Raw genomic sequence first — 14361 nt, forward strand, 5'->3', positions numbered from 1 at the left:
ACAGCCTGGCGATAATGAATAAAAATGGGTAAAGCATAAACAAAGGTTATGGGCGATCCCATGCGCTTGCGTCATATCGAAGTGTTCCAGGCCATCCGCCAGACCGGCTCCATCAGCGGCGCCGCGCAACTGCTGCACGTGACTCAGCCAGCGGTGTCGAAGATACTCCAGCATGCCGAAGCACAGCTGGGCTTCCCGCTGTTCCTGCGGGTGCGCGGCAAGTTGCAGATCACCCCCGAGGCCCTGGCGCTGGAGCGCGAAGTCGACAAGGTCAGCGACAGCGTAGAGGGGGTTCGGCGCCTGGCTGCCAGCCTGCGCCGGCAACCGGGCATGACCCTGCGCATGGGGGCAACGCCGGCGTTGGCGCTGTCGCTGTTCCCCCCGGTGATCAGCCAGTGGGCCGAGCGCCATCCACAATCCGAGTGCGAACTGTCGAGCTTGCACAGCCGCGAGCTGGTGCAGCAGTTGTTGATGCGCGAGATCGATGTCGCCCTGACCTTGCGCCATCCCGAACACCCCGGCCTGAATGTGCAGCCTCTGGCCCATGGAATGCTGGTGGTACTGGCGCCCAGAGGCTATTGGAGCGAAGACCGCCAGGGCGTGCCGCTGGCAGTCGAGTCCCTGGCCGATGCGCCGTTGATCGGCCTGAGCAGCAGTGACCCGCTGGCCGCCCAGGTCGGCCACTACCTGAAGAACCTGGAGCCGGCGCCGCGGATCAGCATCCGCGTGCAGACCTATTCCCTGGCCCGGGCCATGGTCGAGTCCGGTGCAGGGTTGGCGTTGATCGATCCTTTTACCGCCCAGGATTCGGCGCGAACGCTGGTTCGGCCGTTGAATCCTGCCCTGCCTATTACCCTTTACGCCCTGACCCGCGCCAACGAGAGCCACCCGCACACACTGGATGAGTTGCTGGAGCATTTTGCCGAGCGTGCGCGGGAGCAGATTGCGCGGGTCACCAGAGGCGTTTGAGCCGGCATGAAAAAGGCCCCGCCTGAGCGGGGCCTTGCACCAGCAAAGAAGCACCCCGAGAGTGCTTCTGATGGCGCATCAGATCATGAAGCCGGACCGTATTTTTTCGACGTCACGAAGCCAGGCGCTACCCACTTTGGACCTTTGATAGGGTGGCCATTGTTATCCGTGGCGAATACGCCATCGGCAAACAGCTTCTCGAATGTACGTTGCAGCTCGCCACTCTTGATGACCTCGAACTTGTAATCCACGTACATCCGGTCAATGCGCGGATACGAAGATCCCGGAATCAATGCCGTCAGTACATCCGCTACCGACTCATTCAAGATAATGTCTTTGATAGTGCTCATTTCAAATTCCTCATTGCTTCCCTGTATTCCTGCCGGTCACCCGCCTCTTTGGCTTCCTGGGTATACAGCGGATTAGTCCGTTCATTGATGCTGTAATCTTCAAGCGTTGCCGTATGGGCATCGTTCCATACCGAACGATCTTCGTGACCGTCCTTGACGCCTAGCGCTCGATAACGCTCCAGTTCCCTGACTTCATGCGTGTAAAAGCGTTTGTCCGTATCAGTGACCGGAATCTCGCCCCGCAGGATCTTTTCCAAGCGATCAATCATGACATTGTTGGCATCAGAGGGTGCGAAACGCCCGGTGTGAAGCTTGACCTGCGCGAGCCCCGCCTGAGTGACCGATGCGCTCTTCCAATCCAGCTCCCGGACGGGGCCGCCCGCCTTGGCAGGGTTGTACTTTCGTCCGCTATGCACGCCGACAGTGGTGGCACCATCATAAGGCGAGCTGAACACACCATACAGTGGCGCCAATCCCGAGTCGGCCGGAAAGACGTAAATGCCGTCATGGATATCCAACGGGTTAAGCGCTGGAAAGACCTCACCCTCAACCTGGACCGGCGTCAGGGTAACCCCGTTGTAAACTGGAACGTCTACAGGTTTTGCCGGGGTACCCGTGGAGCTGTTGCCGGGCGATGCGATCGGAAAGCTCAGGGTGATTGGCGGCGTATCGGCGCTGGTGAACGTGTAGGCACTGCGCGCAGGATTGAGCGTCAGCATCCTGACCTTGACCTTCGGCGACAGGCCACCTGCCGAACCGGTCTTGACCACCGAGTACTGCGTACGGCTGCCAACCACCCGATACGGCAGGTCGACCGTACCGCCAGCAGCGGCGATCGCCGCCAGGTTCTGCGGCAGATTCGGCGCCAGGCTGCTGGCCGGAACGGTCAGCGAGGTCGATGGAAATCGGTCACTGTTGCCTAGCGAGGGTGAGTAAACCAGCAAACCGATACCCACGCCGGTGGCGCGATCGAGCACAACACCGGCTGCAGCTTGCAACAGTTTTATAGCACCCTGGATGGCGGCATCGAGGGTGAACTTCGAACCCGTGGCGAGGCCAATGGAACCTGCCACGGCACTGAGTTGGGCCTTGTTTCCGGCAACCGGCACCCGGAAGGTGTTGGCCGCGCGAATCGCCTCCTCGGCCGCCAGACGTGCCTGTTCCTCGGCTTTACGCTTGGCTTCGGCCAGACGCGCTTGCTCTTCGGCCTGACGCTTGGCTTCAGCCAGGCGCGCTTGCTCTTCGGCCTGACGCTTGGCTTCAGCCAGGCGCGCTTGCTCTTCAGCCTGGCGCTTGATTTCGGCCAGACGACGCGCCTCCTGTTCGGCCGCAACCCGCCGCGCCTCGGCTTCAGCAGCCTGAACCTGAGCCAGCCGCGCCGCCAGCGCAGCCGACTTGCGGTTGAGAATGGCGATGGCTTCGGCAAGGATCCTGGCCTGATAGGCGGCACTGTAAGAGTCGCCGAAGCTGTCTTGCTGAGCTTTGCCCAGCGCCGGGTACTGGCCCAGGTTCCAGCCCATTTCCCGAGCTACGATCTGCAACTTTTGGGCATCCGTAAGCGTCAGCGGATCGCTGCCGGAATAAACCAGCGCCAAGGCCTGATAGGCACCGAGCAGGGCATTTTTTGTTTGAATCAGGCCATCTACCGTGCGCTTGGCGTTTTCGGTTTCGACCGAGGTCTGGTAAGTGGCCTCGTTGCGCACACCGGCTGCCTGCAACTCGCTTTCGGTATCAGTCGAAACTGTTGCCAACTTGGCCGAAAAGAAGGCTTTGAGTTTGCTCTCGATCGCACGCAGCGAGGAATACACCCGACCCCGTAAGTGCTGTTTGGTCAGCGACTGCAGCGCATCCGGCTGCTGAAGAATGGCGAGGTTGTAGCTCAAGTCCGCGTTGGGATCGTAGCCACCGCCCCCACCCGGACCGTAAATCTGTTCCCTACCGGTGATGATGATAGGGGGTAATACAAGGCTTCCTGGCATGTTTCTATCCTTTTACTGCTTGGACGTTTTCAATCAAGACATGGTTTTTGAACCCCGGTCGTTGGTTGGTCACCCTTCGTGGGCGACAAAACTACTGTATATTTGAACAGTATTATTTTACCAGCTCATTTTGCACATGATTCAACGGAAAGACGTTAAAGAGAAATACTCTCAAATGGAGCTGACTGTTGACGCATATCCAGTCGCCGCCGCCCCTCAGGTTTGCTAGCCTTGCGCTGTTTTTTCGCATGGACGCCCAGCTCAAATGATCCCCCTCCCAAGGCTGCTGCTCTCGCTCAGCCTGGCAACCCTGTTGCCCTGCGCCACTGTTGAAGCGGCCCTTCCCGTCAGTGTCTACCAAGGCACCCAGGGCGATACCGCCGTGGAAGTCGCCCTGACCTACGACGCCCAGCACCAGACCGTCGAGGGGTACTGGCTGGAGGAGCAGCGCCAGTGGCTGATCCCGCTTGAACGCACGCCCTACGACCATCGCTTGCCGCTGCTGATCAATCTCCTGGATAACCCGGACCTGCCATCCGCCGCGCTGCTGATTCAGCCTTTCGCCTTTAGCCACGACCGCGAACTGCGCGGAACCCGGGTGAACCTGCGCAACCGCGAGCGACAAGCGCTGGAGCTCAAGCGCGTTACGCGTTTCAGTGACCGCCGGGACGCCTCCTGGCAGGGCGAACTGCTGCAACTTCCGCTGGACGGGCGCAGGCTGTTTCGCGTGCACGCGCACAAGACCGCAGGCGAGTATGTCGGCACCGTCGACCGCATCACTATCCTCGATCGCACCAGCGGCCAGCCGGTGCAGGTCATCGACAACCTGGCGCTGTTCTTCCAGGGCAGCGCCAGCCTGAGCTTTGCCGACTTCAACGGTGATGGGGTGATCGATTTCAAAGCCACCCCGGTCGGGCAGCTGGCCAGCGGCGGTGCAGCCGGACAAGACCCGCAGTACTACGTCTACCAACCGGCGAGCAATCGCTACGAGCTCAAGACCGAGCAGCAAGCCAGGGAGCGCAACCGATGAACACCTTGGGCAAATGCCTGCTGGCCGCCGGGTTGCTTGGCCTGAGCCTCGGCACCCAGGCCTACCAGTCTGTTTATCAGGGCTCCCTGGGCAAGCAGGCGATCACCCTGGTGATCGAGAAAACCAATGACTACAAGCATGGGTTCTACTTCTATGATCGCTACCGCACGCCGATCCGCCTCAAGCGCTCGGTCAACAATGGCCGCCAGTTATCCATGGATGAACTGGACAGCAGCGGTCTGCCCACGGCTCGCCTGAGGTTCTACAACCCCGACGACAACGGCGCCTCGAAGCCCATGCTCGGCACTTGGACGGCTTACGCCAATGCCAGGCAGCTACCCCTGGAGTTGCGCCTGGTGGCTGACTTCGGTCATCAGCAGGTCTGGCCGGCGGGCACCCCGTCGTTACCCCAGGCGGCATCTACCGAGCGCTTCTATTTCCAGATTCCGCTGGCCGACGACCACGACCGGGTGAAGACCATCGAGGTCATGGACAAGGCCAGCGGCAAACGCGTGCAAACCCTCGACGTAGGCCTGCCCGGTTGCTACAGCCAGGGTATCGACAGCGTCAAGGTACGTCTCGAAGGCGGCAGTACCCAGGTGCTGCTGGAAACCAACAGCTATTGCCTGGGCAAGGTGTTTGAATGGCGCGAGGCCAAGGGGCAGTTCGAAGCATTGAACTGAGCATCAGCTCGGGCAGGTGTGCTCGCCGTTGTTCAGGCCCTGCTTGTAATTGCGGCTGAGCAGGCTGGCCTTGCCATCGTGCCAGGTGAGGGTCAGCACATACATCGAGTCGAAATCCTCGCCATCCCAATCGTCGGTGATCACCCGTTTTTCACCCAGGGCCTTGCCGGCCACGGTGTTGATCAGTTCCGGCAGGTAGCCGTGGGACCAGGCGGTATAGACGGTGGCGTTGCGGTATTTATCCTGCAGCAGCTCGTCGGCCAGCTCGCCGGTGTCGTTGGCGCCGAAGTCGATGTTCACCGGCAGGCCAAGCTTGATGGCGCTGGGGCTGATGGTCATCAACGGGCGGATGTAGCTGTAGGCGTCGTCCTTGCTGCCCTCTTCGACGTGCCGGGAGGGGTTGGCGGCAAACACATAATCGGCCTTGCCGAATTTCTCTGGCAGCAGCGTGGCCAGGTCCAGCGCCCGGTTGAGTCCCTGGCAATTGAGTTGCCCAAGGCCTTCGCCGGGCTTTTCGGCGTGGCGCAGGAACACCAGGGTCTGTACACCGTCCATCGGTTCGGCGCGGCTTTCCACCGCCTCGACGGCCAGCAGGCCGACTCCGGCAAGCAGGGCAAGGGACAACGCAGCGTGACGGTGACGCTTGAACAGGGACGGCAACTTCATAGGGCTCTTCACAGCAAAAAGGGTTGAGGCTGACCCGCCTGTGCCCCCGCGGCCGAAGCCGCGGGGGAATCCCTGTCTGATGTTCCATCCGTGGAATCGGGCATGCTTCAGAGTACAAGAATGCCTTTTGGTTCGATCCCTGAGCGCTCGGCCCTGAGCCAGAGCCACTGTAGCGTGGTGATGTTGCTGAATTAAGACGGACGGCGCTCAATCGTCGCGGGTAAGGACTTCGAGCAGTTCGATCTCGAAGGTCAGGTCGGCATTGGGCGGGATCTTGCCCATGCTGCGTTCGCCGTAAGCCAGATGCGCCGGCACCAGCAGCTTGCGCTTGCCGCCGACCTGCATGCCCATCAGGCCCTGGTCCCAGCCCTTGATCACCCGGCCGGTGCCGATCACGCACTGGAACGGTTTGCCGCGGCTGTGGGAAGAATCGAATTCGCTGCCGTCGGCGAGCCAGCCGGTGTAATGGGTAGTGATCAGCGCGCCCTTGACCACGGCCTTGCCATCGCCTGGCTGGATATCGATGATTTGCAGTTCGCTGCTCATGCTTGACCTCGTTGAAGCGGGATATGCCTTTAGTGGGCAGCGTTTTCGCAGGGTTGGCAGGGTTTTGCAAGGCCCATGACCATCATGGTATCGCAGGGCAAGCCCGCCCCCACACATGCCTCAGGCTGTCGCTGGCGCCCTGCCCGGCTCATGCTGGCGCATCGACCAGCACACACCGCCGATCACCAGGACAATCGCCAGACCTTCCAGCAGGCTCGGGCCGCTCTGGCGCCAGATGAAGGCATAGAGCAAGGCAAACAGGGTCTCGAAGACAATCAACTGGCCGCTCAGGGTCAACGGCATGCGCTTGGACGCGGCATTCCACAACAACGCCGCCAGCCACGAGCCGAACACCGCGCAACCCAGGCTGTACAGCCAGAACAGCGTCCAGCGCTCAGGCGCCGCCTCGACCTGCAACTGGGTTGGCTGCCACAAGGCAAGCACCAGCACCAGTACCAGGCTCAACACCCCGGTCATCACCCCGCTGAGCACCGACCACTGGTGGCTGTCGAAATGCCCACACTGCTTGAGGTAGCGGCTGTTGTGCACCGCGTACCAGGTCCAGCAGGCCAGCGCGCCGAGGGCATAGAGCACACCGGCAAGCTTGTCGGCCAGTGCACCGGGTTCGACCGCAAAAGTCTGCAGGTTGATGCACAGCATGCCGGCGAGAATCAGGCCCAGCGGCAGGAGTAATTGCCGCAGCGTCACCCCGCCACTGTCGTGACGACCGTACAGGGTGATGGTCAACGGCAGCACGCCGACGATCAACGACGCCGGCGCCACGCCCAGGCGCTGGATTGCCGCCACCAGGCAGATGAAATACAGCAGATTGCCGATCAGGGCCAGGCGCCCGATCATCCACAGGTCGCTCAGGGTCAAGCGGCCCAGGGCCGTGCGCATGGGAATCGCCAGTACCAGGGTCACCAGGCCGAACAGGACAAAGCGCGCACAACTGAGCAGCACCGGGCTGAACTCCGGCAACAGCTGCGGCACCATCAGCACCAGCCCCCACATCGCACCGGCTACACCGGCGTAAGCCACACCCCGTTTCACTTGCCTGCTCCTGTTCAAAGAAGTGCGCAGGCTAACGCCAGAGCGCCGTTCCGACAAAAGATGATTTGGTATGCAGACATTCCCACAGGGAATACCTTTCATGCCGAAAGCATCGACCTTATGATTGAGGCATTCCCCAGACTGGACCCTAAGCATGAGCCGCTTCAGCCGTCACTTGCCGCCGCTGGACACCCTGATTGCCTTCGAAGCGGTGGTCCGCACCGGCAGCTTCACCCGCGCCGCCAGCGAGCTGTACCTGACCCAGAGCGCAGTGAGCAAACAGATCAAGGTGCTGGAAGAGCACCTCGGCGCGATCCTGTTCGAGCGCCGCGCCCGGGGTATCGCCCTGACGACAGCCGGTGAAGGCTTCAACGCCATTGTCGAACCCATGCTGGAAAGCCTGTTGAACAATGTGCTGCGCCTGAAAAGCGGCCACGGCAGCCGTAATGTCAGCGTCATCTGCACCCATGCGGTGGCCCAGTACTGGTTGTTCCCGCGCCTGCTGCGCTTCAACGAGCAGCACCCGGAGCTGACGGTGAACATTCACGCCAGCAACGAAATCAGCGAAAGCGATATCGGCAACTACGACTTCGGCATCCTCTATGGCCATGGCCACTGGAGTTCACTCAAGGCCAGCAAGTTGTTCGATGAGGCCATCTACCCCATTGCCAGCGTCAAACGTGCCCTGCCCGCAGTGCATTCACTGAGCGAGCTGCAGGCATTGCCGTTGATCCAACTGGACGCCTCGGCCTGGAACTGCCTGGACTGGCAGGACTGGTTCGGCCACCAGGGCTTGCGCTACCAGGCGCCGGCCAATGCGGTGACCTTCAACCAGGTCAACCTGGTGTTCGATGCGGTGATGCAGGGGATGGGCGTGGGGCTGGGCTGGGAGTTCATGGCCCGCGAGCGGATCGACAACGGCTTGATCCGCCAGGTGTCGGCGTTTGTCGTGCACACCGGCCAGGCCGACTACCTGGTGCACGACAAACAGGCCCTGCGCTCGCCGGCGGCGCAAGTGTTCGAGGCATGGTTACTGGCGCTTAGCTGAACAGCGCCTCGACTTCAGCTGCAGTCATTGTCGGTGTGCCTCTGGCCAGACAGTAATACTCCGGTTTCTTGTCTATATACACCTGCAGATCGAAGATCCAGTCGGTATCGCCCTCCAGCACGCCGACCGACACCGCATCGAAATTGCCGGATTTCAGCCGGTACAACAGGTGCGTGCCACAGGTGCCACAGAAACCGCGCTGGGCCCAGTCGGATGAGTCATGGAACACCGGCTGGCCGCGGGTGAACTGCACCGGCTCAGCGCAATGCACCGACAGGAACGGCCCGCCGCCCCACTGCCGGCACATGCTGCAATGGCAGGCGTTGACGCTGGCTTTCTCCAGGCTGACGCTGAGTTTGACGGCGCCGCACAGGCAACTGCCGTGTTTTTCCAGGGACATGGTCAAGGCTCCTTGCTGGGAGAGGTAGGCGGCAAGTCTAGCAGCTGTCAGCCGGTGACCGGCGTCAGCACCGGCTCGCCGGCAAAGAATGCCTGCAGGTTCTTCAGCACCAGTTGCACCGTGTCGCGCGCGGCCTCCGGCGACTGACCGGCGACATGCGGCGTCAGCACCACATTGGGCAAGGCCTTCAGGGTGACGGGCACTGCCGGTTCTTCATCGAACACATCCAGCGCCGCACCGGCTATCACCCCGTTTGCCAAGGCCTCGACCAGATCAGTGGTGCTAACCACGCTGGCCCGGGCGATGTTGACCAGAAAACCCTCTGCGCCCAGGGCTTCAAGCACCGGCCTGTCGATCAGCTGGCGGGTATTGGCACCACCCGGGGTAGCGACGATCAGAAAGTCCGATTCACGGGCTAATGCCAAGGGGCTGTCGCAGTAGTGATAGACCACATCGGTACGCGGGTTGCGGTTGTGATAGCTCACCTGCATATCGAAGCCCTGCGCCGCACGTTTGGCAATCGCCAGGCCGACCGCGCCAAGGCCGAGAATACCCAGGCGCTTGCCGCTGACCGACGGGCTGATCACCCGGTTCCACTCGCCACGGCGGGTCGAGGCATCGGCACGGGGAATATCGCGCACAACCGCCAACAGCAAGGCCATGGCATGGTCAGCCACCGCCTTGGCATTGGCGCCAGCGCCGTTGGTCACGGTGATACCCTGCGCAGCGGCGGCCGCCAGATCGACCTGCTCGTAACCGGCGCCGATCACGCAGATGATTTTCAAGGCGGGCAAGGCAGCAATTTCATCGGCGTACAGGCCCAGCGGACCGCGGGTCAGTACCGCATCGATCTCGCTGCCATGACGGGCAATGGCCTCGGCACGCAAAGCCGGGGTCTGCGCGCGGATCAGGCGAAAACCGTTGCTCTCCAACAGGGGCAGGTAGGCGTCGACCGTTTCTACCAGCACCAGTACCGTCTGTGTCATGCCAAGCTCCCGGGCTATTCGCGAGGGGGCATTATGCGGACTTCAGGCTACTGGGCGAAAGCCCGGCCCAGACCGCCCGGCACGCCACTGCTGTCGGTTTCCTGCCAGGGACCGTTGAGGTTGGTCGACCAGCTCCAGCCGTTGTTCCAGCGGTAATAGGTGCGCTGGCGGTAGAAGGTGTTGGGCTTGCCGTCGAGCACGTACACACCCAGGCGCGGGTCCCAGTGGCTGGCACCACCGGGCGGTGGTGCAAAGCTCGGTGAGGTGCGCTGTACCGGCTTGGGCACCGGGGTGACGGCCGGTTTGCTCGGCACCGCGCCCGGCTTGGGCGCAGGCTTGGTGCTCGGACCAGGCGGCAGGGTCTCGATCGGCGGCGCGGTGGGTTCGGAGGGCTGATGAACGGTACATGCACTCAAGCCCACAACCAGGGAGAGAAGGGTCAGGCGTGCGATGCTGTTCATAGTCGGTCTCTTACTGGTCCGGGCTGTCGATGGTCAGGTGTTGCGCGGCGGTAGTGCTGCTGGCCAGCGGAGCACCCTTGCCAACCCATTCGCCCTGGGTCGGCTGGCCAGCGCGAGAGATGCGCGCAACCAGTTGGACTTCAGGGAAGCTCGACAGTTTCATGTTCGGCATCATCGCATCGCTGTCGCTCAACTCCACTTCGATCGGCAACTGCGCCACGGTAACCCGCTTGGCCGCCAGCGGCATCGGCGGGCCGGAACTTGCACGGGCGAAGATGAACACGGTGTCGTCAGGCTTGACCTTGTCCTTGAGCGCCGCTGCCAGTTCCACCCGTACCTTCAGGCGTGCCGTGCCCTGCTCGGCAACTGCCGGTGCGGCCTTGCCCTCGCCAGCCTTGAGCTTTTCGCTGGCGCGTTCGATACCGCCCTGCAACGCTGCCCGCGAGGCGTCGCCTTCAGGCAGTTGTACCAGCAGGCGGTTCCAGTAGTCGATGGCTTGCTGGTAGTGCTCGGACTCAAACGCAGCGATGCCGAGCAGGCCGAGGCTGGTGACTTCGTTCGCGTCGGCCTTGAGCGCTTCGTCGGTCAGGGCCTGGGTCTGGGCGTTCCACTGCTTGTTGTTGGCAAAGTACAACGCCTGGGCCCACTGTCCGAGCAGCTCCGGCTCACGCCCGGCAACCGCCACGGCGCGCTCGAAGACCTTGGCGGCATCGGCGGGACGCTCCTGGGCCATGTAGGCACGACCGAGGAAGTACAGGCCTTCGGCCGAGTCCGGCTGGGCCTGCACCGCCAGCTCCAGGCGGCGGGTCATTTCTTCCATGGACTGCGGCGCCTTGGCAAATTGCTGGGTCAGCTCGACCTGCTCGCTGGCACCGAAATGCAGGTACAGGCCCAGGCCCATCAATGGCACCAGCACCGCCGCCAGCAGCGGCAAGGGTTTGCCCAGGCGACCCAGGCGCTGCGGTTCGACGCCCTCGGTATCGGCCAGCAGCTCGCGCGCGGCCTCATCGCGGCCTTTGCCGAACTGCTCGGCATCGAGCACCCCGGCGGCCTGCTGGGCAGCCAGCTCGGCAACGCGTTCCTGGTACAGGGCAACGTTGAGGGCGGTGCGGTCTTCTTCCTGTTGCGCACGACGGCTGCGCAACACCGGGATCAGCAAAAAGCTCAGGGCCACCAGCAACAGCAGGCCTGCAGCAAGCCAGAAATCAGTCATGGGTCTGTTCTTTGTCCAGCAATTTGGCGAGGCGCTCACGCTCCTCGGGGGAAAGGTCGGCGCTGCCTGCAGCTGCCTGGCCACGGCGCTTGCGCACAATCAGCGCAAGCACGGTAAAGCCGCCCAGCAGCAACACGCCCGGGCCGAACCACAGCAGCCAGGTACGAGCACTCAGGGCGGGCTTGTAGCGGACGAAGTCACCGTAGCGATCAACCATGAAATCGACGATCTGCTGGTTGCTCTTGCCTTCGCCGAGCATGCGGAAGATCTCCCGACGCAGGTCGGCGGCGATCGGCGCATTGGAGTCGGCGATGTCCTGGTTCTGGCACTTGGGGCAGCGCAGTTCCTTGGTCAACTCGTGATAACGCTCACGTTCCGCCTCATCGGCAAACTGGTAGGTGTCGATTGCCGCCTGGGTCACCCCGGCCAGGCTCAGGCCGAGTACGGCGGCTGCCAGCCAGCGCTTCATGGCTTGGCCTCATCGACCAGGCTCTGGTACTGCGGCGCCAGTTGCTCGCGCCAGACGGTGGCGTCGACCACGCCTACGTGCTTGTAGCGGATGATGCCCTTGGCGTCGATCAGGAAGGTTTCCGGCGCGCCGTACACCCCCAGGTCCAGGCCCAGGCTGCCCTGCTCGTCACGGATATCCAGCTGGTACGGGTTGTGGAACTCGGCCAGCCATTTCAGTGCGGCGGCGTTGTCGTCCTTGTAGTTGACCCCGTGGATCACCACGCCCTGCTCGGCCAGCTTGTTCAGGTACGGATGCTCGATCTTGCACGACGGGCACCAGGTGGCCCAGACGTTGACCAGCGCCGGCTTGCCGAGCAGGTCGGCCTCGGTCAGCGGTTTGCCGTCTACCGACGCCAGGGCAAAGGCCGGGAACGGCTTGCCGATCATCGCCGAGGGCAGTTCGCTCGGGTCGAGGAACAGGCCGCGATAGAGAAACACCGCCACCAGCAGAAACACCGCCAGCGGCAGCACCATGATCCAACGCTTCATGCAGTTGCTCCAGACATGCCCAGTGCCTCACGCACGCGGGTTTTCACCTTGACGCGATAACGACCATCCAGTGCTGCCAGCAAGCCGCCCAGGCCGGTCAGCAAACCACCCAGCCAGATCCAGCGCACGAACGGCTTGACGTGCACCCGCACCGCCCAGGCGCCGTTATCCAGCGGCTCACCGAGGGCAACATAGAGGTCACGGGTGAAACCGGCATCGATACCGGCTTCTGTCATCATCGACTGCTGCACGGTGTACAGGCGTTTTTCCGGGTGCAGGACGCTGATCTCGCGGCCATTCTCGACCACTCGCACGGTGCCCTTGTCGGAAGTGAAGTTCGGCCCTTCGAAGTGCTTGGCGCCTTCGAAGATGAACTGGTAGCCGGCCAGTTCCACCGACTCGCCCGGTGCCAGGCGCAGGTCGCGTTCGGCGCTGTTGTTGCTCGACAGCACCACGCCCAGGGCGCACACCGCCAGGCCCAGGTGCGCCACCTGCATGCCCCAGTAGCTGCGGCTCAGGCCGCGCAGGCCCTTGAACAGGCCTTTGTGGCGGGTCTTGTCGAGGATGTCGCGGGCACCGGCGAGGATGACCCACGCGGCCAGGGCGAAGGTGGTCAGCACCTGCCAGTCGAAATCGTCGACCAGAAAGCCGCCGATCGGCGCCAGCACGGCGCTGGCGATCAGCACCGGGGTGAGCATGCCCAGCAGCCATTGGCTCGGGGTGTCTTTCCAGCGCACGATCACGCCCACCGCCATCACCACCATCAGCACTGCCATCAACGGAATGAACAGTGCATCGAAGTACGGCGGGCCGACCGACAGCTTGGCGCCGGTCAGGGCGTCGAGGATCAACGGGTACAGGGTGCCCAGGAGGATCATCGAAGCCGCCACCACCAGCACCAGGTTGTTGGCCAGCAGCAGGGTTTCCCGCGACCACAGGGCAAAGCCGACCTGGCTCTTGACCACCGGTGCACGCAGGGCAAACAGGGTCAGCGAACCACCGACCACGAACAACAGGAAAATCAGGATGAAGATGCCGCGCTCGGGGTCGGAGGCGAAGGCATGCACCGAGGTCAGTACCCCGGAACGGACCAGGAAGGTCCCCAGCAGGCTCAGGGAGAACGCGGCGATCGCCAGCAATACCGTCCAGCTTTTGAACACGCCGCGCTTCTCGGTGACCGCCAGCGAGTGAATCAGCGCGGTGCCCACCAGCCAGGGCATGAACGAGGCGTTTTCGACCGGGTCCCAGAACCACCAACCACCCCAGCCCAACTCGTAGTAAGCCCACCAGGAACCGAGGGTGATACCGATACCCAGGAAGGCCCAGGCGACGATGGTCCACGGCCGCGACCAGCGGGCCCAGGCGGCGTCCAGGCGGCCGCCGAGCAAGGCGGCAATGGCGAAGGCAAAGGCTACCGAAAAGCCCACGTAGCCCATGTACAGCATCGGCGGATGGACGATCAGGCCAATGTCCTGGAGCAGCGGGTTGAGGTCGGCGCCGTCGCTTGGCACCTGCGGCAGCAGGCGTTTGAACGGGTTGGAGGTGATGATCAGGAACGACAGGAAGCCGACGCTGATCATGCCCATCACCGCCAGCACCCGCGCCAGCATCACCTGCGGCAATTGCCGGGAGAAGATCGACACGGCAAAGGTCCAGCCGCCGAGGATCATCGCCCAGAGCAGCAGCGAGCCTTCGTGGGCGCCCCACACGGCGCTGAACTTGAAGTACCAGGGCAAGGCACTGTTGGAGTTGTTGGCGACATAGGCGACCGAGAAGTTGTCGGTCATGAAGGCGTGGGTCAGGCAGGCGAAGGCGAACGCCAAAAAGGCGAACTGGCCCCAGGCTGCCGGGCGCGCCAGGCTCATCCACAGGCTGTCGCCGCGCCAGGCGCCGAGCAGCGGGATGGTGGCCTGGACGCAAGCGAAACAGATCGCCAGGATCATCGCCAGCTGGCCCAGTTCAGGAATGATCAGTGCCG

16 protein-coding genes are annotated in these 14361 nt (G+C 62.7%); 4 read left to right on the top strand and 12 right to left on the bottom strand.

The genetic code is table 11. The annotated features are described in order from the left end of the window. Nucleotides 1-60: 60 nt before the first annotated feature. Nucleotides 61-969 (top strand): LysR family transcriptional regulator, encoded by a 909-nt coding sequence (locus CCOS864_RS20015; RefSeq protein ID WP_115088501.1) that lies wholly within the window; start codon nucleotides 61-63, stop codon nucleotides 967-969. A gap of 83 nt (nucleotides 970-1052) precedes the next feature. Here CCOS864_RS20015 and CCOS864_RS20020 read toward each other — a convergent pair whose 3' ends face one another. Both CCOS864_RS20020 and CCOS864_RS20025 read right to left on the bottom strand, forming a co-directional pair. After that, complete coding sequence (locus tag CCOS864_RS20020) at nucleotides 1053-1319, bottom strand: immunity protein (RefSeq protein ID WP_115088042.1); 267 nt, start codon at nucleotides 1317-1319, stop codon at nucleotides 1053-1055. After that, entirely contained in the window at nucleotides 1316-3298 is a 1983-nt protein-coding gene (locus CCOS864_RS20025; protein ID WP_115088043.1) for an S-type pyocin domain-containing protein, read from the bottom strand. The genes CCOS864_RS20020 and CCOS864_RS20025 overlap by 4 nt, the downstream gene beginning before the upstream one ends. A gap of 265 nt (nucleotides 3299-3563) precedes the next feature. On the opposite strand from CCOS864_RS20025, the gene CCOS864_RS20030 reads away from it, so the two are divergent. Both CCOS864_RS20030 and CCOS864_RS20035 read left to right on the top strand, forming a co-directional pair. Continuing rightward, on the top strand, nucleotides 3564-4328 hold the full coding sequence (locus tag CCOS864_RS20030; protein ID WP_115088044.1) for a hypothetical protein: 765 nt from the start codon (nucleotides 3564-3566) through the stop codon (nucleotides 4326-4328). After that, nucleotides 4325-5011 (top strand): hypothetical protein, encoded by a 687-nt coding sequence (locus tag CCOS864_RS20035; protein WP_115088045.1) that lies wholly within the window; start codon nucleotides 4325-4327, stop codon nucleotides 5009-5011. Before CCOS864_RS20030 ends, CCOS864_RS20035 begins: the two co-directional genes overlap by 4 nt. A 3-nt stretch (nucleotides 5012-5014) precedes the next feature. Here the strand turns inward: CCOS864_RS20035 and CCOS864_RS20040 are convergent, their stop codons facing one another. The 3 genes from CCOS864_RS20040 to CCOS864_RS20050 form a co-directional block, all read right to left on the bottom strand. Continuing rightward, the gene (locus tag CCOS864_RS20040; RefSeq protein ID WP_115088046.1) at nucleotides 5015-5677 is read right to left on the bottom strand and encodes a histidine phosphatase family protein; all 663 of its coding nucleotides are present in this window, start codon (nucleotides 5675-5677) and stop codon (nucleotides 5015-5017) included. 207 nt (nucleotides 5678-5884) lie between these two features. Next, a complete protein-coding gene (locus CCOS864_RS20045; RefSeq protein ID WP_115088047.1) occupies nucleotides 5885-6223 on the bottom strand; it encodes an FKBP-type peptidyl-prolyl cis-trans isomerase in 339 nt (112 codons plus the stop codon). 120 nt (nucleotides 6224-6343) lie between these two features. Continuing rightward, nucleotides 6344-7276: a DMT family transporter gene (locus tag CCOS864_RS20050; RefSeq protein WP_115088048.1), complete on the bottom strand. Its 933-nt coding sequence runs from the start codon at nucleotides 7274-7276 to the stop codon at nucleotides 6344-6346. A gap of 154 nt (nucleotides 7277-7430) precedes the next feature. Here CCOS864_RS20050 and CCOS864_RS20055 point away from each other — a divergent pair, with 154 nt between their 5' ends. Further along, nucleotides 7431-8324 carry a LysR substrate-binding domain-containing protein gene (locus CCOS864_RS20055; protein ID WP_115088049.1) on the top strand — a complete coding sequence of 298 codons (894 nt, stop codon included), beginning with the start codon at nucleotides 7431-7433 and terminating at the stop codon, nucleotides 8322-8324. Here CCOS864_RS20055 and CCOS864_RS20060 read toward each other — a convergent pair. Genes CCOS864_RS20060 through CCOS864_RS20090 form a run of 7 tightly spaced genes read right to left on the bottom strand, consistent with a single transcriptional unit; the run spans nucleotide 8317 to nucleotide 14353 of the window. Next, nucleotides 8317-8724, bottom strand: coding sequence for a GFA family protein (locus tag CCOS864_RS20060; RefSeq protein WP_115088050.1), 408 nt, complete (start codon nucleotides 8722-8724; stop codon nucleotides 8317-8319). The genes CCOS864_RS20055 and CCOS864_RS20060 overlap by 8 nt on opposite strands. A 47-nt stretch (nucleotides 8725-8771) precedes the next feature. After that, the gene (locus tag CCOS864_RS20065; RefSeq protein WP_115088051.1) at nucleotides 8772-9710 is read right to left on the bottom strand and encodes a 2-hydroxyacid dehydrogenase; all 939 of its coding nucleotides are present in this window, start codon (nucleotides 9708-9710) and stop codon (nucleotides 8772-8774) included. Between the two features lie 47 nt (nucleotides 9711-9757). Further along, complete coding sequence (locus tag CCOS864_RS20070) at nucleotides 9758-10171, bottom strand: hypothetical protein (RefSeq protein ID WP_010225056.1); 414 nt, start codon at nucleotides 10169-10171, stop codon at nucleotides 9758-9760. Nucleotides 10172-10181: 10 nt separating this feature from the next. Beyond that, the gene (gene ccmI / locus CCOS864_RS20075) at nucleotides 10182-11384 is read right to left on the bottom strand and encodes a c-type cytochrome biogenesis protein CcmI (protein WP_115088052.1); all 1203 of its coding nucleotides are present in this window, start codon (nucleotides 11382-11384) and stop codon (nucleotides 10182-10184) included. Next, nucleotides 11377-11853 (bottom strand): cytochrome c-type biogenesis protein, encoded by a 477-nt coding sequence (locus CCOS864_RS20080; RefSeq protein ID WP_115088053.1) that lies wholly within the window; start codon nucleotides 11851-11853, stop codon nucleotides 11377-11379. The genes ccmI and CCOS864_RS20080 overlap by 8 nt, the downstream gene beginning before the upstream one ends. Further along, complete coding sequence (locus CCOS864_RS20085; protein WP_115088054.1) at nucleotides 11850-12383, bottom strand: DsbE family thiol:disulfide interchange protein; 534 nt, start codon at nucleotides 12381-12383, stop codon at nucleotides 11850-11852. Before CCOS864_RS20085 ends, CCOS864_RS20080 begins: the two co-directional genes overlap by 4 nt. Next, nucleotides 12380-14353: a heme lyase CcmF/NrfE family subunit gene (locus tag CCOS864_RS20090; protein ID WP_177414889.1), complete on the bottom strand. Its 1974-nt coding sequence runs from the start codon at nucleotides 14351-14353 to the stop codon at nucleotides 12380-12382. The genes CCOS864_RS20085 and CCOS864_RS20090 overlap by 4 nt, the downstream gene beginning before the upstream one ends. Between the last annotated feature and the right edge of the window lie 8 nt (nucleotides 14354-14361).

Origin of the sequence: Pseudomonas wadenswilerensis (genome assembly GCF_900497695.1) — a bacterium.
In the GTDB taxonomy this organism is placed as follows: Bacteria; Pseudomonadota; Gammaproteobacteria; order Pseudomonadales; family Pseudomonadaceae; genus Aquipseudomonas; species Aquipseudomonas wadenswilerensis.

Coding starts and splice junctions, on each gene's coding strand:
- CCOS864_RS20085 (WP_115088054.1), bottom strand. CDS start 12,383: ATGAAGCGTTGGATCATGGTGCTGCCGCTGGCGGTGTTTCTGCTGGTG.
- CCOS864_RS20040 (WP_115088046.1), bottom strand. CDS start 5,677: ATGAAGTTGCCGTCCCTGTTCAAGCGTCACCGTCACGCTGCGTTGTCC.
- CCOS864_RS20020 (WP_115088042.1), bottom strand. CDS start 1,319: ATGAGCACTATCAAAGACATTATCTTGAATGAGTCGGTAGCGGATGTA.
- CCOS864_RS20055 (WP_115088049.1), top strand. CDS start 7,431: ATGAGCCGCTTCAGCCGTCACTTGCCGCCGCTGGACACCCTGATTGCC.
- CCOS864_RS20070 (WP_010225056.1), bottom strand. CDS start 10,171: ATGAACAGCATCGCACGCCTGACCCTTCTCTCCCTGGTTGTGGGCTTG.
- ccmI (WP_115088052.1), bottom strand. CDS start 11,384: ATGACTGATTTCTGGCTTGCTGCAGGCCTGCTGTTGCTGGTGGCCCTG.
- CCOS864_RS20035 (WP_115088045.1), top strand. CDS start 4,325: ATGAACACCTTGGGCAAATGCCTGCTGGCCGCCGGGTTGCTTGGCCTG.
- CCOS864_RS20025 (WP_115088043.1), bottom strand. CDS start 3,298: ATGCCAGGAAGCCTTGTATTACCCCCTATCATCATCACCGGTAGGGAA.
- CCOS864_RS20080 (WP_115088053.1), bottom strand. CDS start 11,853: ATGAAGCGCTGGCTGGCAGCCGCCGTACTCGGCCTGAGCCTGGCCGGG.
- CCOS864_RS20030 (WP_115088044.1), top strand. CDS start 3,564: ATGATCCCCCTCCCAAGGCTGCTGCTCTCGCTCAGCCTGGCAACCCTG.
- CCOS864_RS20065 (WP_115088051.1), bottom strand. CDS start 9,710: ATGACACAGACGGTACTGGTGCTGGTAGAAACGGTCGACGCCTACCTG.
- CCOS864_RS20060 (WP_115088050.1), bottom strand. CDS start 8,724: ATGTCCCTGGAAAAACACGGCAGTTGCCTGTGCGGCGCCGTCAAACTC.
- CCOS864_RS20045 (WP_115088047.1), bottom strand. CDS start 6,223: ATGAGCAGCGAACTGCAAATCATCGATATCCAGCCAGGCGATGGCAAG.
- CCOS864_RS20015 (WP_115088501.1), top strand. CDS start 61: ATGCGCTTGCGTCATATCGAAGTGTTCCAGGCCATCCGCCAGACCGGC.